Raw genomic sequence first — 21,326 nt, 5'->3', positions numbered from 1 at the left:
GTTTTAGAGTGTGCTGGTGGTTCCGTTACGGACCCCGCGCCAGGCCGTCGTCCCGCCGTCGATCGTGTACACCCCGCCGGTGATGAACGCGGCGTTGTCGGACGCCAGGAAGCACACCAGTGCCGCGACCTCCTCGGGCCGGCCGGCCCGAGGGATCAGGTGGTTTCCGGTCATCTGCCGGAGCTGCGCCTCCGGGTCGGGGGCGGAGTCGAGGCGTGCGCGGGCCATGGGGGTGTCGATCGAACCGGGGCAGAAGCAGTTGCACCGCACCTGCGGCGCGAGACCGATCGCCATCGCCCGGGTCAGCTGGATCACCCCGCCCTTGCTGGCCGAGTAGGCCACCGCCGGATAGCCGGTGAGCCCGGCCACCGAGGCGGCGTTGACCACCGAGGGGCCCCGGCCGGAGCCGCGCAACCAGGGTGCGGCGAACTTGGTGGTCAGCCACATCGCCTTGAGGTTGATCCCGAGGACCGCGTCCCACACCTGCTCAGGGAGCGTCTCCAGAGTGGCGTCGGGGGCGAACGCCGAGTCGATCACCCCGGCGTTGTTCACCAGCGTGTCGAGCCCGCCCATCTCCCGCGCCGCGTCCGCGACCATGGCCTCGACCTGCTCGGACACCCCCAGGTCGACGTGGAGGGGCACCACGCCCGCACCCTGGGCGCGCACTTCGGCGGCCGTCTCGCGCAACCCGTCGGGGTCGATGTCGGCCACGGCGACGCATTCGGCTCCGGCCGCCGACGCCGCGAGGGCGATGGCGCGACCCATGCCCTGCGCGGCGCCGGTGACCAGGACCCGTTTGCCGTCCACTACGCCTGCTCGGAAGCCGGCTGCGGACGGATGCCGAGCGCACACAGCCCTCCGGCCACGGCCAGGCCCGCGCCGATCCACCAGCCCAGCTGGAAACTGTGCTCGGTGGGTATGGCCGCCTGGCCCACGACGACGACCTGCGCGGTGAGGACGGCGGTGATCCCGGCGCCCGAGACGGCGGCACCGATCGGGCCCGCGGTCTGGCCGATGCCGGCCGCGGTGGACACCTGCTCGGGACGGAGCGCCCCCATGAAGGTGACATAGGCGCCGGCCACCCCGATCCCGTAGCTCAGGCCGAACAGCCCCGGCCAGACCCACAGTTGCCAGGACGAGCCGTGAGCCACCGCCAGCAGCACCATGCTCAGCGTCGCGACACCGAACGCCACCAGACACAGCACCCGTACCGGGACCCGTCGGGCCAGCGCTCCCGCGCAGACTCCGCCGACGGTGATGCCGAGGCACATCAGCACCATGACCATGCCGCCGACCAGCGCGTCGTATCCGAAGCCGAACCCGGTGGAGGTGGGGGCCGAGACGAACGACGGAATGGTGAAGTCCATGATCCACACCAGCATCGCGGTCACCAGGAACACCCCGGCGCCGAGCAGGAAGTTGCGCTCCCGCAGCGCCCTGGTGTTCACCATGGGCTCCTCCGTGCGGTCCTCCACCATCCACCAGACGACGGCCAGCGCGACGCCGACGGCCAGCTCGATCCAGACCAGCGGTGAACTCCAGCCCCAGTGCGGGCCCATGCTCAGTGGCACCAGCATCATGACCAGGGCGGCGCCCAGCAGCGCGCCGCCGAGCCAGTCCACCCGGCGCACGACGCGCTTGCCGGCCTTGGGGACGGTGGCCACCACGGCGAGCGTGGCCAGCAGCGCCGCGACGGCGATGATCCAGAAGATGGCGCGCCAGCCGACGTGCACGGTCTCCCGCAGCAGCCCGCCGAAAACGAAGGCGAGGCCGGCGCCGATGCCCTCCGCTGCGGCGATGCACCCCAAGGCCAGGCTCAGAGCCTTCCCCGAGAGGTTGGTGCGGACGATCGCCAGCGACATCGCGATCGCGCCGAGGCCCAGGGCGCTGACCGCCCGGCCGATGAGCAGCACGGTCATGTTCGGGGCGATCGCGTCGAGTACGCTTCCGGCCGCGACCGCGCCCATGGCGAGGGCCTGGATCGCCCGCTGGCCGAAGATCGACGCCAGCGGGGGGAAGATGCCGGAGGCCGCCGCGCCGACCACCGAGCTGCTGATGAGGGTCCAGTTGAGAAGGGCGCCGGTGGCCTTGAGCTCGACGCTGATCTGTCCCAGAGCGGACAACGGGACGATCACCGACAGGGTGGCGAGGACTACGCACACCGCGATGGTGCCGACGAGAGCGGCGGCCGCGGCCGCGCGGCGGGCGCCCGTCGCCAGCCCTGGCGCCGGAGCGGATGGGGCGGAAGAGACTGCCATGGTCTTCCCTCTCTGGGAACAGAACCTCGGACGCACCGCGTCACGCCGGCGGCCCGGTCTGCTGGGCCACTGCCGTGCGGGAGACGGACGGATGTGAAGGAGCCCGTGGACCGTGCCGTGTGCCGTACCCGGTACGGCTGTGGCGTCCGTGCGGGGAGCCGTAAATTGCGCATATCATGCGACTGGTTTCAGGGCGAGTCAAGACTAGGTGCCACACCTCGAATGAGCCCCCATGGAAGGAGTCCTCATGGACCTCGTGGACCTGGAAGCGCGACTGCGGGCGGTGGAGGCGCGCCTGGCGCTCGGCGACCTCGTCGCCCGGTACTGCATCGCCATCGACGACCAGGACTACGAAGGGCTGGCCGAGCTCTTCGCCGCCGACGCGACCTGGCCGTTCCCGGACGGCGAGGCCCGGGGCCGCACCGCCGTCGTCGCCGCCCTGCGCGAACGGCGCTCCGGAAACGCCGGGTCCGTGCACACCCCGCACGCCTGCGTCGTGACCGACCTGGGAGAGCGGCACGCGTCGGGAACGGTGCTGGCGCACGTCGAGATGGGAATCGGCGGCACCACGCACATGGGGGCGCTGCGCTACACCGACCGCTACGCACGCGGCGACGACGGGCGATGGCGATTCCTGCGGCGCGAGATGACGGTCGTGCACATGGGGCCGTGGGCCGACATCGAGCGGTCACTCGTCTGAGGGTGATCCCGTGAGGGTGATCCTGCAATCCTCACCATCCACCCTCTAAAACATGCGCAGGTTTTATGGTTGACTTGACGCGTTGAGGTACGCGATGGCGCGCCGCGCGAACAGGAGTCCCGATGGCCAACCCTCAGGAACGCCCCTCTTCCCTCGACCTGGACGTCCTGATCGTCGGCGCCGGTTTCGCCGGCCTCTACGCCCTCCACCGGCTCCGGGAGATGGGCTACACCGTCCGCTGCTGCGACCGGGCGGAGGGCGTCGGCGGCACCTGGTTCTGGAACCGCTACCCGGGCGCCCGGTGTGACGTCGAGAGCATGGACTACTCCTACTCCTTCTCCCCGGAACTGGAACAGGAATGGCAATGGACGGAGCGCTATCCGGCCCAGCCAGAGATCCTGCGCTACCTCAACCACGTCGCCGACCGCTTCGCGCTGCGCCCCGACATACGGCTCGGCACCCGGGTCGCCGCGGCCGTCCTCGACGAATCCCAGCAGATCTGGCGGGTACGGCTCGAACAGGGAACCCGGGCGGAGACCGTACGGACCCGGTTCCTGGTCATGGCGTCCGGATGCCTGTCGGCCGCCCGACTCCCGGACATCCCCGGCCTCGGCTCCTTCACCGGGACGACGTACCACACCGCCGACTGGCCCCACGAGGGCGTGGACTTCACCGGACGCCGCGTGGGCGTCATCGGCACCGGCTCCTCGGGCACCCAGGCCATCCCGCTCATCGCCCGGCAGGCCGCGCACACCACCGTGTTCCAGCGCACCGCCAACTTCAGCCTGCCCGCCCGCAACCGGCCACTCGATCCCGACGCCGTACGCGAACTCAAGGCCCGCTACCGGGAGCACCGGCAGTTCGTCCGCTACACACCGAACGGCACGGCCCGCCGCAACAACGACGTGTCGGCCCTGACCGTGCCGCCACGGGAGCGCACGGCCGAGTACGAGGCACGCTGGCAGGAGGGCGGCGGTGGGTTCATCGGCGCCTTCAACGACCTGCTCAAGGACGAGGCGGCCAACGACACCGCCGCCGAATTCCTGCGCGGCAAGATCCGCGAGATCGTCCACGACCCCGCCGTGGCCGACGCGTTGACCCCCCGCGGCTTCCCCGTGGGATCAAAACGCGTGACGGTCGACACCGACTACTACGCCACGTTCAACCGCCCCGACGTCACCCTCGTCGACGTCCGCGCCGACCCCGTCCAGCGGATCACCGCGCCCGGCATCCGCACCGGGAGTGCCGACCACCACCTCGACAGCATCGTCTTCGCGACCGGATTCGACGCGATCACCGGCGCCGTCCTCGCCGTGGACATCCGGGGCCGTGACGGCCTCGCGCTGCGGGAGAAATGGGCCGCCGGACCGCGCGCCTACCTGGGGCTGGCCACCGCGGGCTTCCCCAACCTGTTCCTGATCACCGGACCAGGCAGCCCGTCGGTCATCAGCAACATGGTCGTCTCCATCGAACAGCACGTGGAGTGGATCTCCGACCACCTCGGCTGGCTGGACAAGAACGGCCTGTGGAGCACCGAGGCCGACCGGCGGGCCGAGGACGACTGGGTACGGCACGTGGCCGAGGTCGCCGACACCACCCTGTTCCCCCGCGGCGCTTCCTGGTACGTCGGCGCCAACGTCCCCGGCAAGCCCCGCGTCTTCATGCCGTACGTCGGCGGCGTCGGCACCTACCGGCGCGTCTGCGAGGACATCGCCGCCGGTGACTACCCGGGCTTCGTCACCCGGCCGCTGTGAAGTGCGGCAGCACCTCGTCACGGAAGAGCCGCAGCGTGGTCAGCACCTGCCGCTGCGGCAGGTCGAACCACTGGGCACGAAGGATCACCTGGCCCACGCCCAGCCGCTCCAACCGGGTCAGCCGCTCCACGGCGAGCCGCGGCGTGCCGAAGATGTACGACTCGTCGGCGACCTCGGCCGCCGCCCAGGTGCCGGTACGAGGCCGAGCTGTCCGGGGCGTTGTAGGCGCTGTAGGCACGAGTGAGGGCGCCACGGGCGCGCAGCCCGGTCTCGCGGGCCCGCTCGCCGTCGGTGTCGAGCACCAGCTCCCGGCGCACCACGTACTCGTGCCGCCGTCCGTCGCCGATCCGTTCGGCCTCCGCCCGGTGCCAGCCGAGCACGGTCGCCAGCCGTTCTTCGGAGACATGCGGAGGGACGATCCATCCGTCGCCCAACCGCGCGGCCCGCCGGGCGCCCGTACGGTGCGCCCCGGCGCCGACCATGATGGGCGGGCCGCCCGGACGTACCGGCGGCAGACTGATCCGCTCGCCGTCGAGCCGGAAGTGCACGCCGTCGTGGTGCACGGTGCGGCCCGACCACAGTGCCCTGATGACCTGGACGGACTCCTCGTACCTCGCCACGCGCTCGTCCATCGGGACGCCGAAGGAAGCGAACTCGTTCTCCCGGTATCCCATGCCGAAGCCCGCGATGACATGACCACCCGTCAGATGATCGAGGGTGGCGTAGGTCTCCGCGACCTCCACCGGATGCCGCAGCGGGAGGATGAGCATGTTCGTGCCGACGTCCATACCGCGAGCCTCCGCCGACAGCGCGGCCAGCGTCGGGACGGGCTGCAGCGTCGGCATGGAGCCCAGGTAGTGCTGGAGCATCCAGATGGACGACAAGCCCGCCTCGGCGGCCACGGCGACCTGCTCGCGCAGCTGGTCGAGCCTCTCGGCGGGCACGGTTCCGGGCGGGAAGTCGTTCATGACCGCGAGACCGAACTTCATGAGCACCCCTCCGCGAGCGTGCGGGCCTGCTCCCAGTCTCCGCCGGTGAGCAGCAGATCGCGGTACGGCGCGTGGGCCCGCGCCGCACCGAGGGCGACCACCGCCCGCAGCTCCTCACCGCGCCCGGTGACGGCGACGAAGGCGCCGTCGCCCGGATCGCCGTGCACCACCCGGACCCAGTCGTGCGGCCCGACCCGGCCGTGGATGTGCAGCCGGGTGCCGAGCTGGTCCGACCAGACGTACGGGACGGCCGTGTACGGCAGGTCCTCGCCGGTGAGGTTGGCGGCGACGACGTCTGCCTGCTCGACCGCGTTCGTCCAGTGCTCGCATCTGACCAGCGCGCGGTAGCGGGGGTGGTGCCAGCGGGCGACGTCACCGGCCGCGTAGACGTCCGGGAGCCCGGCGGCGCGCAGCCGGTCGTCGCAGACCACTCCGTCGTCCAGGGGGAGGCCGCTCCCGGTCAGCCAGCGGGTCTGCGGCACGCTGCCCGCCCCGACGACGACCAGGTCGGCCGGGAGGGTCCGGCCGTCCCGCAGCCGTACCGCCTCGACCCCGCTCCGGCCGCTCTCCACCCCGGTCACCTCGGCGCCCAGCAGCACCCGGACGCCGGCGCGGACATGCCGCCGGGTCAGTGCCGCGCCGAGTACGGGACCGAGCCCGCGCGGCATCAGCGCCCGCGCCGGCTCGACCACCGTCACCTCGCAGCCCAGGCCGCGGGCCGTCCACGCGACCTCCGCGCCGATGAACCCGCCACCCACCACGACCACCTTCGCGCCCGGCGCGCACCCGGCCCGGACGGCCGCCGCGTCGTGCTCCGTGCGCAGCACATGGACATCGGACCCCGGCGGCAGACCGGGCAGCACCCGGGGCGCCGAACCGGTCGTGACCACCAGGGCGTCGTACGGCAGCCGGTCGCCGTCGTCCAGGACGACCGTCCGCTCGCGCGGGTCGAGGGCCACCGCGGCCGTCCCCAGCCGCAGGGCGACGTCGAGTGCGGCGAGCCGGTCCGGAGCGATCACCGGGGCGGCGGGCGCGTCGCGGTCGGCGGCGGCCAGGAACGACTTGGACAGCGGCGGCCGGTCGCAGGCAATGGCGGGCTCGGCACCGACCAGGGTCACCCGCGCGTCGCAGCCCCGGCGGCGCAGGGCCTGCACGGTCCGCACCCCGGCGAGCGAGGCCCCCACGACGACGACTCGCACGTCAGGTCCCCCGGGCTCGTCGGGGCCGGGGAAACGCGGCGGCCGCTTGTCCAGGAACGCTCGCGCGCCCTCGGTCATGTCGGCGCTGCCGATCGCCTGGACGAGCATGCCGAGCCCGGTGGCGAACGAGTCGCGGGCGGCGTTCCACCACACGTTGGAGCTGATCTTGGTGATCTCCAGATACCGCGGGCTGAGCCGCGCGAGTTCGGCGATCCACGCCTCGACGGTCGCCGTCAACTCCGCGTCGGGAACGACCGCGTTGACCAGACCGAGGCCGAGCGCCTCGGTGGCGCTGTAGCGGCGGCACAGCATCGCCATCTCCTTCGCCCGCTTCTCGCCGATCTGCACGCCCATGACATTGGTGGCCCCGGTCACCGGCGCGCTGCCCACCCGCGGACCGGTCTGCCCGAAGGTCGCCGACTCGGCGGCGATCGCCAGGTCGCAGGCGACGACCAGCTCGTTCCCGCCGCCCGCCGCAGCCCCGTTGACGGCCGCGATGACCGGCCGGGGGCAGGACCGTACGGCGTCGAACATCCGCAGCGAGCCGCGGTACAGCCCCCGCATCCCCGTCACGTCCGGCTCCGCCAGGCCGCTCAGCGCCCCGCCGGCGCAGAAACTGCCGCCGGATCCGGTGATCACCACCGCCCGGGAGCGGCTGGCGTCGTCGATCGCGGCGCTGATCGTCTCGGCCATGACCGGGTCGTACGCGTTGCGCCGCTCGGGCCGGTTCAGGGTGATCCACGTGGCGTCTCCCCGCCGGGTCACGATCACGCCGGCGCTGTCCGGGGCAGTCATGACAGCCCCATCAGCCGGGCGAAGTTGCCGCCCAGCACGGCTTCGGTGTCGGCGTCCGGCAGGCCCAGCGCCCTGATCGCGGCGATCTCGGCGGCGGGATCGGCCATCGGCCAGTCCGAGCCGAAGACGACCCGGTCCGCGCCGTGTCTGCGGATGATGGCGCGCACCCGTTCCGGCGCGAGGGCCGCCATCGTCGGCGGCCAGGACGTCTCCAGGTGGACGTTCTCACCGAGCAGCGATTCCTCGGCCTCCTCCAGCCGGTGGTAGCCACCGAAGTGACAGGCGATCAGGCGCAGGCCCGGAATCCCGCGCACCAGGTCCCGGATCATGCCCGGAGTGGCCCGCTCGTTGCTCTCCCGGTCGCCGCCCGCGCCGACGTGCGCGATGACCGTGACCTGCGGGGAAATCGCCTCCAGCAGCTCCCACACGCGAGGGTCGGAGTAGGCGAACCCCTGGAACAGCGAGTGCAGTTTGATCCCGGTGATGCCGTTCCGCTTCAGGCTCGCCACGTTCTCCTCCAGCGGCAGATCCGGGTGCACCGTTCCGAAGCCCAGCAGCGCGGGCCCGCGCTGCCGGGCCACGAAGCGGTTCACGGAGTCCACGTGCCGGGCCGAGTCCGCGATCCCGAGCAGCACCCCCCGGTCCACGCCACTGCGCGCCAGCACACCGGGCAGCGTCGAGATCCTGCCGTCACCATGACGCTTCAGCTGTGGGACACGGCCTGCCAGCGCGCGTTCGGCGATGGCGTCGGGCCAGGCGTGGCAGTGCACGTCGATGATCACCTTGCGCTCCTTTCACGACGCTTCACGACGGCCCCCGCGTCACGGCTGGCCGCCGTCGACGGTGATCACGGAGCCGGTCGTGTAGGACGACAGCCCACCGGCCAGGTACAGGGCGGTGCCGACGATCTCGCGTGGATCGCCACCGCGGCGCAGGGCGAACCCCGCCGCGCGGCGGGCGAAGACGCTCGGGTCCCAGCTCGCGCTGACGTCGGTCAGGAAGGTGCCGGCCATGATGGCGTTGACCCGTACGGTGGGGCCGAAGGCGTGGGCGAAGGCGATGGTGACGGCATTGAGACCGGCCTTGGCGGCCGCGTAGGGGACGATGTCCGCGCGCGGTCTGACCGCCGCGGTGCTGCTGATGTTGATGATCGAACCGCCACCGGCCTCGGCCATGCGGGTGCCCACCAGGGCGGCCAGCCGGAAGGGCCCCTTGAGGTTGACCCCGACCACCTTGTCGAACAGCTCCTCGCCGACGTCGGCGACGGTGTCGTAACGCGGCGACATCCCGGCGTTGTTGACGAGGACGTCGACGTGCCCGAAGCGCTCGTACGCCGCCTCCGTGAGGCGGCCGACCTCGTTCCAGCGGCCGACGTGGCAGGCGTACGGCATCACCTTCCGCCCGGTGGCCTCGCCGATCTCGGCTGCGGCCCGCTCGCAGGACGCGAGGTCGCGGGACGCGATCACCAGGTCCGCCCCCGCCTCCGCCAGCCCCTGCGCGATCCGGCGTCCCAGGCCCCGGCTGCCGCCGGTGACCAGGGCCGTGCGCCCCCGCAGGTCGGCCGCCTCCATCACGACGCCTTGGCGCGGGCCGGGCTCACCACGGCCGCCGCGCACAGCTCGGACAACTCGGCGGGGTCCAGCGCGAGGAATTCCCGCAGCGCCCGCTCGGTGTGCTCCCCGATGTCCGGCACACCGTCGTACACCGGCCCCGGGCAACTGCCCAGATGGGCCACGGGGCCTGGCACGAGCGCCGGACCCAGCACGGTGCCGGCCAGATCGACCAGGGTGCGTTCGCGGAAGTGCGGGTCCTCCACGATGTCCTTGGCGTCGTTGACCGGCGCGGCCACCACCTCGTGCGCCTCCAGAACGGCCAGCACCTCGTCCCGGGGCCTTCGGGCGACCCACTCGTCGACCAGGCGCTGCAGCTCCTCGTTGTTGGCCATCCGCGCGGGATTCGTGGCGAACCTCGGGTCGTCGCGGAACTCGGGATGTCCCATCGCGGTGAACAGCCGGAGCGCGATGTTCTGCGAGGAGGCCGCGATGGACAGCCATCCGCCGTCGGCGGCGCGGTAGATGCCGCGCGGCGACGCCGACCCGGAGCCGTTGCCCACCCGTTGCTGGATCTCGCCGCTGCTGGTGTACCACAGCACGATGTCGCCCAGAATGAACATCAGCGGCTCGTAGAGGGCCACGTCCACGACGTCGCCCAGGCCGCAGCGGGAACGGGCGACGAGCGCCGTGACGGTCCCGTACGCGGCGGCCAGCCCGGCGATCGAGTCGGCGAAGCCGAAGGGCGGTGAGGTGGGCGGTGTGTCCGGCCAGCCGTTGGTGAAGGCATAGCCGCTGGCCGTCTCGGCCACCGTGCCGAAGCCGGGTCGTCGCCGGTAGGGCCCGGTCTGCCCGAAGCCCGATACCCGGGTCAGCACCAGCCCGGGATTGGCGGCCGACAGCACCTCGTACCCCAGGCCCCAGTCCTCCAGGCGGCCGGGCCGGAAGGACTCCAGTACCACGTCCACCCGGGCCGCCAGGCGGCGTACGAGGTCGCGCCCCGCCGCGTGCCGCAGGTCGATGCCGATCGACTCCTTGCCCGCGTTGAGCCGGGCGAAGCCCAGCGACAGGCCCTCGTGCTGCGGGGTCCAGTGCCGGGCGTAGTCCCCGGTCGCCGGGTCCTCGACCTTGACGACCCGGGCGCCGAAGTCGCGCAGCATCCGGCCGGCGGTCGGCGCGGCGTACATGGTGCCCAGTTCGAGAACGGTGACCCCGTGCAGGGGCGCGGTGGCCGGGCGGTCGATACGGCTCATACCGGGGGCTCCTCGTTCGACGCGGCGTGGGTGGCGGCCGGGCCGCGCCTGGTGAACGCCCCTTGCGCGGCGGCGTTTTCGAGCCACACGCGAGCGGTCTCGGCGTGTGCCCTGTCGATGTGCAGTCCGCGGTAGCGCACGGCGCCGTCGCCCGCCGCCGCGGCGCGCTCGTACGCGTCGATCAGCCCCTCGTGGAAGGCGACCTCCGCCGCCGACGGCCGGAACACCTCGTTGACCAAGGCGACATGTCCGGGATGGATGACGATCATGCCCCGGAAGCCCAGCCGGCGGCCCGCCTCGGCGAAGGACCGCAGCCCTTCGACGTCGTCGACCCGTTCCCACAGGGCGGTGAGCGGATGGATGCCGGCCTCCCGGCAGGCCAGCAGGACCCGGCTGCGCAGGTACAGCGTCTCCTCGCCGCCGGGCGTCCACTCGTAGCCGACCGCCCGCGCGATGTCCGCGTGTTCGGCGGTCGGGCCGATCATCGCCCCCACGCGGGGGGAGGCGTGCGCGATGCGCCGGGCGTTGTGGATCGCCCCGATCGTCTCCACCGGCACGACGTACTCGACCCCGCTGACGCCGTTGCGGTGCTCGAAGTGGTCCAGCAGCGCGTCGTAGCGGATCACATCGGACGCGTCGGAGATCTTGGGGGCGAAGATCCCGGTGAGGCCCGGCAGGATCGTCGCCTCCAGGTCGGTGCCGGTCAGCCGGGTGTCCAGGGCGTTGGGCCGCACCAGGATCCCGGCGTCGGGCCGCTTTTCGCGCAGCGCCGCCAGCGTCTTCGCGACCGTGGCGCGGGCCTCGGCCTTGCGGTCCTCCGGTACGGAGTCCTCCAGGTCGAGGACGATGGCGTCGGCGCCCGCGGCGAGCGCCTTGAGCGCCCACTCCGGCTTGTGGCCGGGCACGAACAGCAACGTACGGTAGGGCTTCATAGGCCGGTCCCGGCGGGTGCGGCGAGTCGGTCGTGGGTGTCCGCGGTGACGCCGTCGGCGCGCAGCGCGGCCTTGCGCACGCGCTCCGAGGGGGTCTTGGGCAGCCGGTCGGCGAACCTGATGTAACGGGGGACGGCGAAGGCCGGGACCCGTCCCTCACACCACTCCCACAGCTGCCGTGGATCGAGCTTCCGGGAGGCCACGACGTACGCCATGACCTCGTCCTCACCGGCCTCCGCCTCGGCGGCCACCCCGATCACCGCGCATTCGACGACCGGCTCGAAGGCGAGCAGGGCCTGTTCGACCTCGTACGAGCTGATGTTCTCGCCGCGGCGGCGCAGCGCGTCCTTGTAGCGGTCGACGAAGTAGAACCAGCCCTCGGCGTCCTGACGCAGCGCGTCGCCGGTGTGGAACCACAGGTTGCGCCAGGCCTCGGCGGTGCGCTCGGGCATGCCGTAGTAGCCGAGGCTGCACGTCCATGGATGGCGGGGCCGTACGACGAGTTCGCCGATCTCGCCGGTCGGCACCTCGGCGTCGGTCTCGGGATCGACCAGGCGGACGTCGAACCAGTCGGCCGCGCACAGCCCGGCGGCCCCGGGCGGGCGTTCCTCGCCGTACGGGGAGAGGATCGGTGCGCTGGTCTCGGTCAGGCCGAAGACCTCGACGAACGCCTCGATTCCGAAGCGCTCGCGGAACCCGGTGAGGACGGAGGCGGCGGTGGGCGCCGCGAAAACGGAGCGAAGCCGGTTGTCGGCGTCGTCGGGCCGGGGCGGCTGCTTCCAGATGAAGTCCATCATCACCCCGATGAGATTGGTGACGGTCACCCCCGAGGCGCGCAGCTGGTCCACCCAGCGGCTCGCGCTGAAACGGCGGCGCAGCACCAGCCGGGCACCGGCGATCAGTACCGGGTAGGCCGCCATGAACTGGGCGTTGCCGTGGAACAGCGGCGTACAGGTGAGATAGACGTCGTCGGCGGTGAGCCGTTGGAGGCTGACGACCTCCTGCCCGAAGAAGTACATCTGCGCGTGCGGCATGGCCACGCCCTTCGACGGGCCGGTGGTGCCCGAGGTGAAGAAGATCGCGGCGAGCGACCGGGCCACGGGCGGGGCCGGGCGGTCCCGGCCCGGGAGAGGCGCCCCGGGCAGGAGCAGGTCCTCCCACGGCTCGGCGGCCCACCCGGCGGCGCGCAGCAGGGCGATGGCCTCGGCCCGCCGTCCGTTGTCCACCACCCAGAAGCGCTCGACGACCCGGGCGGCGGCGTCGAGCGCCGGGAACCGGTCGGCGAACGTGTCGTCGATCACCGCCCACCGGGGCGCGGCGGTGGCGAGCTGGTGCTCCAGGAAGGCGCCCTCGTACGCGGTGTTGACCGGGACCTCGACATATCCCGCGACCCCGGTGCCCAGCCAGGTGCGGATGAACTGTGTGGAGTTCGCCGCCATGACCAGCACCCGGTCGCCGGCCACGGCGCCGGCCGCGGCCAGTCGTCCGGCGACCGATTCGGCGTCGGTCAGGGTCTGGGCGTAGGTCAGGGTGACCCCCTCCTCGGGGGAGTCGAGGAACACCGAGTCCGGGCGGACCCTTGCCTGGTGGCGCAGCACGGTCGCCACCGTCCAGTCGCTCTGGTCCGGAAAGGCGGGAACAAGATCCGTGTAGGTCCTCATGTCACCCCATCCGAGGTAGGCGGTCCAACCCGGTGCGGAAACACAATAAACATAATCATGGTTTCGGCGCCAGAGGCCGGGTGAGGGTCTTGGCCAGCTGCGCTGTCAGCACCTCGTTGCCGCCCTCGTAGATCCGCATCGGCCGGGCATTGCGATACAGCCGCTCGATGGTCGAACCCGCCACGAGACCGAACCGGCCCATCATCTGCACACAGCGGTCCACCACCCGGCCCGCCGTCTCCGTCGCCGCGACCTTCGCCATCGACGACCAGTGCAGGGCGGCCTTCGGATCGGCGGCGGCCCTGGTCGCCGCCGCGTAGGTCAGCAGCCGCGCCGACTCGACCTCCGTCCACGAGGTCCCGAGCAGATGGGGGAGGGGCCCGAGCCGGTCCAGCGTCGTGCCGAACTGCCGCCGGGAGGTGGTGTGTCGAACGGCCTCCTCCAGCGCGGCCTGCGCCAGGCCGACGGCGGCGCCCGCGACGGAGACCCGGAAGGTCGCCAGGGTCGCCAGCACGAGGGGGAAGGCGCCGCCCGCCGCGCCGATCCGGTGGTCCTGCGGCACGCGTACGTCGTCCAGATCCACCGTCCCGAGCACATGCGGCGCGATGATGTCCGGCCCCGGCTCGACCCGCAGACCGGGGGTGTCGGCGGGAATCAGTACGAGGCTGTGGCCGTCGCCCTCGCGGCAGAGCACCGTGAAGCAGTCGGCCGCCCCGGCGTTGGTGATCCAGGACTTGCGGCCGGACACCACGAGCGCCCCGCCGCGCTCCTGCGCGCGGGTGCTGACGGCTCGCAGGTCGGAGCCGATCTCCGGCTCGGTCAGCGCCAGCGCCGCGATGGCGTCGAGCGCCGCGATCCTCGGCAGCCACCTGCCCCGCACATCGGGGCTCCCCGCTGCCGCGAGGGCGTAGCTGCCCACCCCCTGCATGGCGAACATCGAGTCCAGGTGCGCGGAGACCCCCATCAGTGCCTCGCGGACCACGGTGACGGCCACCGGATCGACCGCCCCCTTCCCGTTCCCGGCGGGCACGGCGAGCTCCACCAGCCTGCTCGCCCGCAGTGCCTCCCGTACGACCGGGTCGAGTTCCGTCGCGGCGTCGGCCTCCTCGGCCCGGTGCCGCAGCCGCTCGGCGAGTACCCGCGCGCGCTCCCGTGCGGCCAGATGCTCCGCGGACAGTTCGAAGGACACCTGGGCCCCTTTCAGCTTTCAGCGCCGCTGGTCGAAGGCGCGCCCCAGCAGTTCGGAGACGATCCGGGTGCGCTGCATGGTGGGTGTGCCCCCGGCCAGGGCCCAGCCGTGGGCGTCGCGGTGCAGCCGCTCCAGGCCGTACTCCTCGGTGTAGCCGTTGCCGCCGTGGAGCTGGATCGCCAGGTCGGTGACGCGTTTGGCGGTCTCGTTGGCGGTGCACTTCGCAAGCGACACCTCCAGCGGCGAGGGCAGGCCGTGCCCCGCGGTGCGGGCCGCGCGATGGACGAGCAGCCGGGCCGCCTCGACCTGGAGCACCATGTCGGCCACGGTCATCTGGGTGGCCTGGAAGTCGATCAGCGGCTTTCCGAACGCCCGGCGCTCCACCACGTAGCCGAGCGTCCGGTCCAGCGCGGCCTGCGCGATGGCCAGGCTCATCGTGGCGTTCCCGAGCCGCTCCAGGGAGAAGCCGGTGAACAGATCGCGGAAGCGGCCCGCCGGTACCAGCAGATTGGCGGCCGGCACCGGTACGTCGTCCAGGTGGATGTCGCAGGACGGAATGCCCCGGAAGCCCATCAGCTTCTCCTGCGCGCCGAAGCTGATGCCCGGGGTGTCCGCGTCGACGACCAGCGCGCCGATGCCACGGGCGCCCGGCACGTCGGCCATGCGCGCGTACAGCAGGTACTGGTCGGCGTGGCCGCCGCCGGAGATCCACCGCTTGGTTCCGGTGACCCGGTAGACGTCGCCGTCGAGGACCGCGCGGGTGGTCATGTCGGTGGCCGCGGACCCGGCGTCGGGCTCGGAGATGGCGACGGCCATGGTCGCCTGGCCGCGGATGATCGGCGGCAGGTACCTGGCCCGCAGCTCGTCGCCGCCGAGCAGGTTGACCACGGTGGCGGGGCCGGTGGTGCACTCGAAGACCTGGAAGGCAGCGGGGCGGCACTCCTTGGCCAGTTCCTCGATGACCAGCAGGGCGTCGAGCACCGGCGCGGCGGAGCCGCCGAACTCCTCGGGCAGCGTGATGCCGAGCAGGCCGAGGTCGCCGAGTCTGCGGCGCTCCTCGGCGGGGAGAGGGACCCGCCCAGCGTCCCACTCGGCGGCGAGAGGGGCGTAGTGCTCGCGAGCCAGTTGGCGAGCCATCGCGCGGATCTCCCGTTGGTGCTCGGAGAGACCGTCTGCGGGTGCGTGTGCTGTGGCAACGGACACAAAACCATGATACTGATATGCATTATTCACATGTCAAGGTGCCGCCCATCAGCAGAGACCCGGAGCCGCCATGCCAGGCACAGGCAGAACGGATGCCGTCATCGTCGACGCGGTCCGCTCCCCGATGGGCCGCGGCAGAGCCGGCGGCATGCTCAGCACCGTCCACCCCGTGGATCTGCTCGCGCAGGTTCTGGTGGCGCTGCTCGAACGCACCGGCGTCGACCCGGGCGCCGTGGACGACATCCTCGTCGGCTGTGTGGGCCAGAGCGGCGAACAGTCCGCGAACCCGGGCCGGATGGCATGGCTGGCGGCCGGCCTGCCCGAGCACGTCCCCGCGGTGACCATCGAGCGGAAGTGCGGCTCGGGTCAGCAGGCCCTCGACTTCGCCGCCCAGGGCGTCGTCGCCGGCGCGTACGACATCGCCATCGCCGCCGGAGTCGAATCCATGAGCCGCGTCCCGATGGGCTCCGCCCGCGGCGACGCGGACCCCTACGGCGCCGGCGTCACCGCCCGCTACGCCCCGGGCCTGCTGCCACAGGGCATCAGCGCCGAACTCGTCGCCCACGACAGGAAGCTGAGCCGCGCGGCACTGGACGAGTACGCCGCCCGCTCACACGCGCTAGCCGCCCACGCGGCGGCATCGGGAGCCTTCGCGCGCGAGACCGTGCCGATCCGCACAGCGAAGGGCGTGGTGACCGCCGACGAGACGATCCGCCCCGGCACCACCACCGCGCGGCTGGCCGGCCTGCCGCCCGTGTTCGCCGACTCCGCGCACACCGCTCGTTTCCCCGCCCTGGACTGGAAGATCACGGCCGGAAACGCCTCACAACTCGCCGACGGCGCCGCCGCCATGCTGGTGATGAGCGCACGCCGCGCGGCGGCCCTCGGGCTACGGCCACGAGCCCGCGTGGTCGCCTCGGCCGTGTGCGGCGACGACCCGCTGCTGATGCTGACCGCCCCGGTCCCCGCCACCCGTCTGGTGCTGCGGCACGCCGGCCTCGTGCGCGCCGACATCGCGGCGTTCGAGGTCAATGAGGCGTTCGCGTCCGTACCGCTGGCCTGGCAGCTCGAGTTCGGCGTGCCCGACGACCGGCTCAACCCGCGCGGCGGCGCCATCGCGCTCGGCCACCCGCTCGGGGCCTCCGGCATACGGCTGGCCACGACCCTGATCGCCCACCTGGAGGACATCGGCGGCCGGTACGGGATGCAGACGATGTGCGAGGCCGGAGGCATGGCCAACGCGATGATCCTGGAAAACCTCGGCGCGACCTGAGCGCCCGTCCCACCTTCGAGGAGGCGGTCGGACAGATGGACATCAGAGCACGGACAGCGGCAGGACGGCCCAGGCTGTCGGCAGTGGTGACCGGCGGGGCCTCGGGCCTCGGCCTGGCCACCGCCTCACGGCTGGTCGGCGCCGGGGTCCCCACCGTACTGCTCGACCTGCCCACGTCCGACGGGGCCGCGGCGGCCAAGGAACTGGGTGAGCCGGCGCGCTTTGCTCCTGCCGATGTGACCGACCCGGCGGCAGTCGAAGCGGCCCTCGACCTCGCTGAGGAGACGGGACCGTTGCGGATCCTCGTGCACTGCGCGGGGCGCGGGGGAGCGATGCGGGTGGTGGAACGCGACGGTTCCCCCGGCTCGCTCGAACTCTACGAGTCGGTGGTGCGCACCAACCTCACCGGCACCTTCAACATGCTGCGCCTCGCGGCCGCCCGCATGGCCCGCGCCGAACCCGTCGACGGCGAGCGCGGCGTCTGCGTCCTCACCGCCTCGGTCGCCGCCTGGGAGGGCCAGATCGGTCAACTGCCCTACGCCTCGGCGAAGGCCGGTGTCGTCGGACTGACCGTGGTGGCCGCCCGCGACCTCGCCGGGAAGCTGATCCGGGTGTGCACCATCGCCCCCGGCCTGTTCGACACGCCCCTCCTGGCCCGGCTGCCGCAGCAGGTTCGCGACTCGCTCGCGACCATGGCCCCGCATCCGCGGAGGCTCGGCATCCCGGACGAGTACGCCAGACTGGCCCTGCACATCATCGACAACCCGATGCTCAACGGCGAGACCATCCGGCTCGACGGCGCAATCCGGATGCAGCCCCGATGAGCGCGGACCCCGGCCCGGTCGTACGCACGCAGCGCCGAGGAGCGGTACTCGTGGTGACCCTCGACCGGCCCGAAGCGCGCAACGCCGTCAATACGGCGGTCGCGGTCGCTGTCGGTGCGGCCATGGAACGGCTCGACGCGGACGACTCGCTGCGCGCCGGTGTGCTGACCGGCGCCGGCGGGGTCTTCTGCGCCGGCATGGACCTCAAGGCGTTTCTCGCCGGGGAGCGCCCGGCTGTGCCGGGGCGCGGCTTCGCCGGGCTGGTCGAACGGCCGCCCGACAAGCCGCTGATCGCCGCCGTCGAGGGCTTCGCGCTCGCCGGTGGCTTCGAGATGGTGCTCGCCTGCGACCTCATCACGGCCGCCGACGATGCGTGCTTCGGCCTGCCAGAGGTACGGCGCGGGCTGATGGCCGGCGGCGGGGGACTGCTGCGGCTGCCCCGACGGGTCCCGCGGGGCAAGGCCGCCGAATGGGCGCTCACCGGCGACCGGATCAGCGCCGCCGACGCCCACGCGGCGGGCCTGCTCAACCGGCTCACCCCACCCGGTGGAGCGTTGGACGCGGCGCTGGAGTTGGCCGAGCGGATCGCGGCCAACGGCCCGCCCGCCGTACGTGCGACGAAACGGGTTCTGGCGGAAGGCGGGCAGTGGCCGGAGGCGGAGGCATTCGCCCGGCAGAACGCGATCTACGAACCCGTACGCTCCTCCGAGGACGCGCGCGAAGGCGCCGCCGCGTTCACAGAGAAACGGTCGCCGCTCTGGCAGGGGCGATGAGCGGGTGATGTCCCTCCAGCAGGCCGGCGAGCGGGCCAGGAAGGGAATGACGAACGTCATGCGTGCCGACGACGGCCCGTGCGTTCATCGCCAGTCGACGACCTCGTTGATCAGATGCGGGTGCCGGCGGCGGACGAAGTCGGCATATTCCTGCATGTGCTGACGCATGAGCCGCTCGGCCTCGGCCGCCTTGCCCCGCGCGATCGCCTTCGCGATCGCGTCGTGCGCCCGAATGACCTCCTCGCGCCGCTCGGTCGGGAACAGCAGACCGCTGATCTGGTCGTGGAAGATGTGCTCGAGCGAGGTGACCACGAGGTTGAGGATCGGGTTGTCCGACAGCGACGCGACCGTCCGGTGGAAGTCGTGCGTCGCGGCGAAGTAGGCCCGGTCGTCATAGAGATCGGACAGTTCCCCGCTCCGCGTCAGCCGGTCCGCGAGTGACGGGTCGCCGCGCTGGGCGGCGAGCCGCGCCATCAGCGGTTCCAGCACCAGCCGGGCGTCCATCAGCTCCCCGAAGGTGGCGCCGCCGAGGTGGTAGAAGAGCGTCGACATGCGCCCGTAGTCGCTCGTGCCCACCTCGATCACGATCGGGCCGCCATGACGGCCCGGCTTCATGGTGATCAGGCCGTGGATCTCCAGAATGCGGAGCGCCTCGCGCAGTGAGCCGCGACCGACTCCGTACTCCTCGATCATCTCCGTCTCGGACGGCAGCAGCGTGCCGGGTGGCAACTTCCGTGCCACGATCTCGCGGACGATCTCCTGAGCCAGTGATTCGGCGACCTTGAGCCCGCGTTTGATCGGTTTGCGGGGGGAGGAGCCGGTGCCGGACCCCGAAGCCATCATCATGATGATGAGGATATGGCACGCCCACCCCGCCGGTGTGTGCGGTTCGGCTCCTTACCGCGGGCATCACCGTGCGGACCGGTTGGGCCCATTACGGCCCGGACCGGCTTGTTGGAAGCGGGATCGGATGCCTTGGGGCGTACGGCGTCCTCCCTGTCGGCCCGGGTGCTGGTGACGCACGAGAACGACGCCACCATTGCGGCCTGTTACAGCAGCCCGCCCAGCGGCAGGATGCGCTCGGTGAGCTGTCCGAGCAGCCGTTCCCCGGCGATGTCGGCTTCGGCGAGCCAGTCGGCGGTGACCAGGAGCCCGGCGTGTTCGGCGACGTGGTCGGGTGGCAGGGTGCAGAACGCGGCGACCTGATCCAGGTGGAGTCCGCCGTCCTCGGCGGGTCCAAGGCGTCCGTCGGGGCGGGTGTGGGCAGCGGTGTACAGGGCCAGTAGCCGGGTGGCGGCACCCAGCTTCTTCTTGCGGATCTTCCGGTCACCCACCGCTTTCTGTGCCCAGCCGGAGACCCTTGAGCGGGTGGTCTTGCCGAAGGCGAACGGGGAGGGCTGCTCGGGCAACAGCGTGGGGACGGTGAACGCGGTGGGGTTCTCGGGAGCGGAGGCCATCACATCGGCGACGGTGCCGGGCAGGCGCAGCCAGTCGGCGGCGACCAACTGCTGAAGGACCCGCTCGGCATCGCCCTGGAGCCAGCCGGTGAGGTCCTGTCCGGTGACGTTCCCGGTGCCGGCGCGTGCGGCCCGCAGGGTGAGCATGAGCACCGCCAGGCGCACCTCGGCCTCCGGGTGCGGGGCGTGGGCGGTGACGTAGTCCAGGACGGTGCGGGCGTGCACGGCCTGCTGCCGGGTCAGCAGCCGTTCCACCACCAACTGGTCGTCGCCGGCGGGCTGACCGCCACGGTTGGCGTGCATCTCGAGGGTGGTCTGCGCGGCCTTCTCGGCGCGGTCCGCCTCGTGGCGCAGGGAGGCGTCGCCACTCACATCGGCCCACAGGCGGAAGGCGCGGGCCTTGCGCTCGTGGAGAGTGGCGAGGAGGGCGAGGTCGGGCTCGGGGCTCCGCTGATAGGTGCGAAACGCGTCCCCGAGCTCGATGAGCTCGAGGCGCAGGACGTCGGGCTCCAGGTCGTGCGGCACGATCCGCTGCGCGATCTTCCCCCATCGCTTCGGGCGCCGGGACGCTGTGGTCCGTGAGGCGGCGCGGGCACGAGAGCCCGAATCCGGTGTGGCGGCCGCGGAAGACGAAGCACCGGCTGCGGAGGAGAGAGGGGCGTGGTCGGAGAACACCGCCGCCATGCCATCTGTGGGCGTGCCGCCTGCGGGCCGCCGCTTCTCATCCGCCTTCACCGCCGCGTGGTTCGCCCCGGACGGGGCCGTGCGAGCCGGGGGCAGGGCGGTGTCCAGGACACGGCAGTCGGCCGTCGCGGCCGCGCACCGGGCGCACATCTCCGCGATCCGCCACAGCCTTCCGGCCCGGTCCGCGTACACCGTCAGTACCACCGGACCGCCGCACCACACCGCCCCCGCCGACTGCGCCTCGCCGCGCGGTCCGGCGGCGACGGGGGCGGGGGTGTGCCAGGCGCAGTCGGCGGCACGGCATGCGCACCACGCCTCGCCGCGCGGCCCGCCGCCTGAACGGATGTGGGCGAGGTGCAGATTGACGTGTTCGACCGCGGCCTTGCGTCCCGCGGCGGAGCCGCCGGGAAAGCGCTGATCAGCGCAGGCCGCGCGGGAGCAGGAGAGCCGGACCGTCCCGGCAGAGGGGCGACCGTAGGGATCCAGACGCACCGTCCACACCCGCCCCGCGACGCGCTCGGTCTGCGTGCCGGCCTCCACCGCCATGTTGCGTCCTTTCAGCGTTGCTCGATCCGTTGCCCCGGGTGGTCCCCATCATCGGCGATCACCGCGCCATTTGGGTCCCGACATAACCCGTTTGGGTGAGGTCGATCCAAGACGGTGTGGCAGCGCGAATCAGCGCCGATTGCGTTTCGGGGCCGTAGCCGAGGGCCTTGCGCAGGCTCTTCCACCGTTCGGGCTGGATGCCGCAGCGGGCGAGGAGGCGGGGCAGGGCGAGGCTGGTCTCGGTGATGACGTCGTCTGCGGGCAGCCGGCGCGGGTGGTGCGGGGC

General features: G+C 72.3%; 19 protein-coding genes. 5 read left to right on the top strand and 14 right to left on the bottom strand.

The features are described 5' to 3' along the window. Window positions 1-3 precede the first annotated feature (3 nt). Together FNH08_RS04770 and FNH08_RS04765 are read right to left on the bottom strand one after the other, a co-directional pair. Window positions 4-807: an SDR family NAD(P)-dependent oxidoreductase gene (locus tag FNH08_RS04770; protein WP_322723704.1), complete on the bottom strand. Its 804-nt coding sequence runs from the start codon at window positions 805-807 to the stop codon at window positions 4-6. Then, complete coding sequence (locus FNH08_RS04765; protein WP_152769974.1) at window positions 807-2,258, bottom strand: MFS transporter; 1,452 nt, start codon at window positions 2,256-2,258, stop codon at window positions 807-809. Before FNH08_RS04765 ends, FNH08_RS04770 begins: the two co-directional genes overlap by 1 nt. 247 nt (window positions 2,259-2,505) lie before the next feature. On the opposite strand from FNH08_RS04765, the gene FNH08_RS04760 reads away from it, so the two are divergent. Further along, the gene (locus tag FNH08_RS04760) at window positions 2,506-2,958 is read left to right on the top strand and encodes a nuclear transport factor 2 family protein (RefSeq protein ID WP_194238371.1); all 453 of its coding nucleotides are present in this window, start codon (window positions 2,506-2,508) and stop codon (window positions 2,956-2,958) included. 122 nt (window positions 2,959-3,080) lie between these two features. Continuing rightward, on the top strand, window positions 3,081-4,712 hold the full coding sequence (locus tag FNH08_RS04755; protein ID WP_152769972.1) for a flavin-containing monooxygenase: 1,632 nt from the start codon (window positions 3,081-3,083) through the stop codon (window positions 4,710-4,712). 17 nt (window positions 4,713-4,729) lie between these two features. On the opposite strand, the gene FNH08_RS04750 is transcribed toward FNH08_RS04755, so the two are convergent. Genes FNH08_RS04750 through FNH08_RS04710 form a run of 9 tightly spaced genes read right to left on the bottom strand, consistent with a single transcriptional unit; the run spans window position 4,730 to window position 15,483 of the window. Then, window positions 4,730-5,701 (bottom strand): LLM class flavin-dependent oxidoreductase, encoded by a 972-nt coding sequence (locus FNH08_RS04750; protein WP_228033896.1) that lies wholly within the window; start codon window positions 5,699-5,701, stop codon window positions 4,730-4,732. After that, window positions 5,698-7,695, bottom strand: a complete 1,998-nt coding sequence (locus FNH08_RS04745; RefSeq protein WP_152769971.1) for an FAD-dependent oxidoreductase — start codon at window positions 7,693-7,695, stop codon at window positions 5,698-5,700. Before FNH08_RS04745 ends, FNH08_RS04750 begins: the two co-directional genes overlap by 4 nt. After that, window positions 7,692-8,477, bottom strand: a complete 786-nt coding sequence (locus tag FNH08_RS04740) for an amidohydrolase family protein (RefSeq protein WP_322723703.1) — start codon at window positions 8,475-8,477, stop codon at window positions 7,692-7,694. Before FNH08_RS04740 ends, FNH08_RS04745 begins: the two co-directional genes overlap by 4 nt. 39 nt (window positions 8,478-8,516) lie before the next feature. Beyond that, window positions 8,517-9,266, bottom strand: a complete 750-nt coding sequence (locus tag FNH08_RS04735) for an SDR family NAD(P)-dependent oxidoreductase (protein ID WP_152769970.1) — start codon at window positions 9,264-9,266, stop codon at window positions 8,517-8,519. Next, window positions 9,266-10,498 (bottom strand): CaiB/BaiF CoA transferase family protein, encoded by a 1,233-nt coding sequence (locus FNH08_RS04730; RefSeq protein WP_152769969.1) that lies wholly within the window; start codon window positions 10,496-10,498, stop codon window positions 9,266-9,268. Before FNH08_RS04730 ends, FNH08_RS04735 begins: the two co-directional genes overlap by 1 nt. Beyond that, window positions 10,495-11,430 carry an HpcH/HpaI aldolase/citrate lyase family protein gene (locus FNH08_RS04725; protein ID WP_152769968.1) on the bottom strand — a complete coding sequence of 312 codons (936 nt, stop codon included), beginning with the start codon at window positions 11,428-11,430 and terminating at the stop codon, window positions 10,495-10,497. Before FNH08_RS04725 ends, FNH08_RS04730 begins: the two co-directional genes overlap by 4 nt. Beyond that, a complete protein-coding gene (locus tag FNH08_RS04720) occupies window positions 11,427-13,091 on the bottom strand; it encodes an AMP-binding protein (RefSeq protein ID WP_152769967.1) in 1,665 nt (554 codons plus the stop codon). Before FNH08_RS04720 ends, FNH08_RS04725 begins: the two co-directional genes overlap by 4 nt. Window positions 13,092-13,146: 55 nt before the next feature. Then, a complete protein-coding gene (locus FNH08_RS04715) occupies window positions 13,147-14,280 on the bottom strand; it encodes an acyl-CoA dehydrogenase family protein (RefSeq protein ID WP_322723700.1) in 1,134 nt (377 codons plus the stop codon). A gap of 18 nt (window positions 14,281-14,298) precedes the next feature. Continuing rightward, entirely contained in the window at window positions 14,299-15,483 is a 1,185-nt protein-coding gene (locus FNH08_RS04710; RefSeq protein WP_322723699.1) for an acyl-CoA dehydrogenase family protein, read from the bottom strand. Window positions 15,484-15,553: 70 nt separating this feature from the next. Between FNH08_RS04710 and FNH08_RS04705 the strand changes: the two genes are divergently transcribed. From FNH08_RS04705 to FNH08_RS04695, 3 genes are read left to right on the top strand one after another with little or no spacing between them, the layout of a single operon-like run. After that, complete coding sequence (locus FNH08_RS04705; protein ID WP_152769965.1) at window positions 15,554-16,756, top strand: thiolase family protein; 1,203 nt, start codon at window positions 15,554-15,556, stop codon at window positions 16,754-16,756. A gap of 35 nt (window positions 16,757-16,791) precedes the next feature. Next, entirely contained in the window at window positions 16,792-17,580 is a 789-nt protein-coding gene (locus FNH08_RS04700) for an SDR family NAD(P)-dependent oxidoreductase (protein ID WP_152769964.1), read from the top strand. After that, on the top strand, window positions 17,577-18,353 hold the full coding sequence (locus FNH08_RS04695) for a crotonase/enoyl-CoA hydratase family protein (RefSeq protein WP_152769963.1): 777 nt from the start codon (window positions 17,577-17,579) through the stop codon (window positions 18,351-18,353). Before FNH08_RS04700 ends, FNH08_RS04695 begins: the two co-directional genes overlap by 4 nt. An 84-nt stretch (window positions 18,354-18,437) precedes the next feature. Here the strand turns inward: FNH08_RS04695 and FNH08_RS04690 are convergent, their stop codons facing one another. The 3 genes from FNH08_RS04690 to FNH08_RS50590 form a co-directional block, all read right to left on the bottom strand. Beyond that, on the bottom strand, window positions 18,438-19,199 hold the full coding sequence (locus FNH08_RS04690) for a FadR/GntR family transcriptional regulator (protein ID WP_152769962.1): 762 nt from the start codon (window positions 19,197-19,199) through the stop codon (window positions 18,438-18,440). A gap of 203 nt (window positions 19,200-19,402) precedes the next feature. Beyond that, window positions 19,403-21,040 carry a hypothetical protein gene (locus tag FNH08_RS04685; protein ID WP_152769961.1) on the bottom strand — a complete coding sequence of 546 codons (1,638 nt, stop codon included), beginning with the start codon at window positions 21,038-21,040 and terminating at the stop codon, window positions 19,403-19,405. Window positions 21,041-21,098: 58 nt separating this feature from the next. After that, window positions 21,099-21,326 (bottom strand): hypothetical protein (locus FNH08_RS50590; protein ID WP_194238370.1); only part of this gene is annotated, 228 nt, incomplete at its 5' end.

Origin of the sequence: Streptomyces spongiae, from assembly GCF_009377185.1 — a bacterium.
Taxonomy (GTDB): domain Bacteria; phylum Actinomycetota; class Actinomycetes; order Streptomycetales; family Streptomycetaceae; genus Streptomyces; species Streptomyces spongiae.
Note: the sequence above shows the minus strand (reverse complement) of the source record. Positions and strands in the feature narration are given on the sequence as shown.

Coding starts and splice junctions, on each gene's coding strand:
- FNH08_RS04765 (WP_152769974.1), bottom strand. CDS start 2,258: ATGGCAGTCTCTTCCGCCCCATCCGCTCCGGCGCCAGGGCTGGCGACG.
- FNH08_RS04760 (WP_194238371.1), top strand. CDS start 2,506: ATGGACCTCGTGGACCTGGAAGCGCGACTGCGGGCGGTGGAGGCGCGC.
- FNH08_RS04755 (WP_152769972.1), top strand. CDS start 3,081: ATGGCCAACCCTCAGGAACGCCCCTCTTCCCTCGACCTGGACGTCCTG.
- FNH08_RS04750 (WP_228033896.1), bottom strand. CDS start 5,701: ATGAAGTTCGGTCTCGCGGTCATGAACGACTTCCCGCCCGGAACCGTG.
- FNH08_RS04745 (WP_152769971.1), bottom strand. CDS start 7,695: ATGACTGCCCCGGACAGCGCCGGCGTGATCGTGACCCGGCGGGGAGAC.
- FNH08_RS04735 (WP_152769970.1), bottom strand. CDS start 9,266: ATGGAGGCGGCCGACCTGCGGGGGCGCACGGCCCTGGTCACCGGCGGC.
- FNH08_RS04730 (WP_152769969.1), bottom strand. CDS start 10,498: ATGAGCCGTATCGACCGCCCGGCCACCGCGCCCCTGCACGGGGTCACC.
- FNH08_RS04725 (WP_152769968.1), bottom strand. CDS start 11,430: ATGAAGCCCTACCGTACGTTGCTGTTCGTGCCCGGCCACAAGCCGGAG.
- FNH08_RS04720 (WP_152769967.1), bottom strand. CDS start 13,091: ATGAGGACCTACACGGATCTTGTTCCCGCCTTTCCGGACCAGAGCGAC.
- FNH08_RS04705 (WP_152769965.1), top strand. CDS start 15,554: ATGCCAGGCACAGGCAGAACGGATGCCGTCATCGTCGACGCGGTCCGC.
- FNH08_RS04700 (WP_152769964.1), top strand. CDS start 16,792: ATGGACATCAGAGCACGGACAGCGGCAGGACGGCCCAGGCTGTCGGCA.
- FNH08_RS04695 (WP_152769963.1), top strand. CDS start 17,577: ATGAGCGCGGACCCCGGCCCGGTCGTACGCACGCAGCGCCGAGGAGCG.
- FNH08_RS04690 (WP_152769962.1), bottom strand. CDS start 19,199: ATGATGATGGCTTCGGGGTCCGGCACCGGCTCCTCCCCCCGCAAACCG.
- FNH08_RS04685 (WP_152769961.1), bottom strand. CDS start 21,040: ATGGCGGTGGAGGCCGGCACGCAGACCGAGCGCGTCGCGGGGCGGGTG.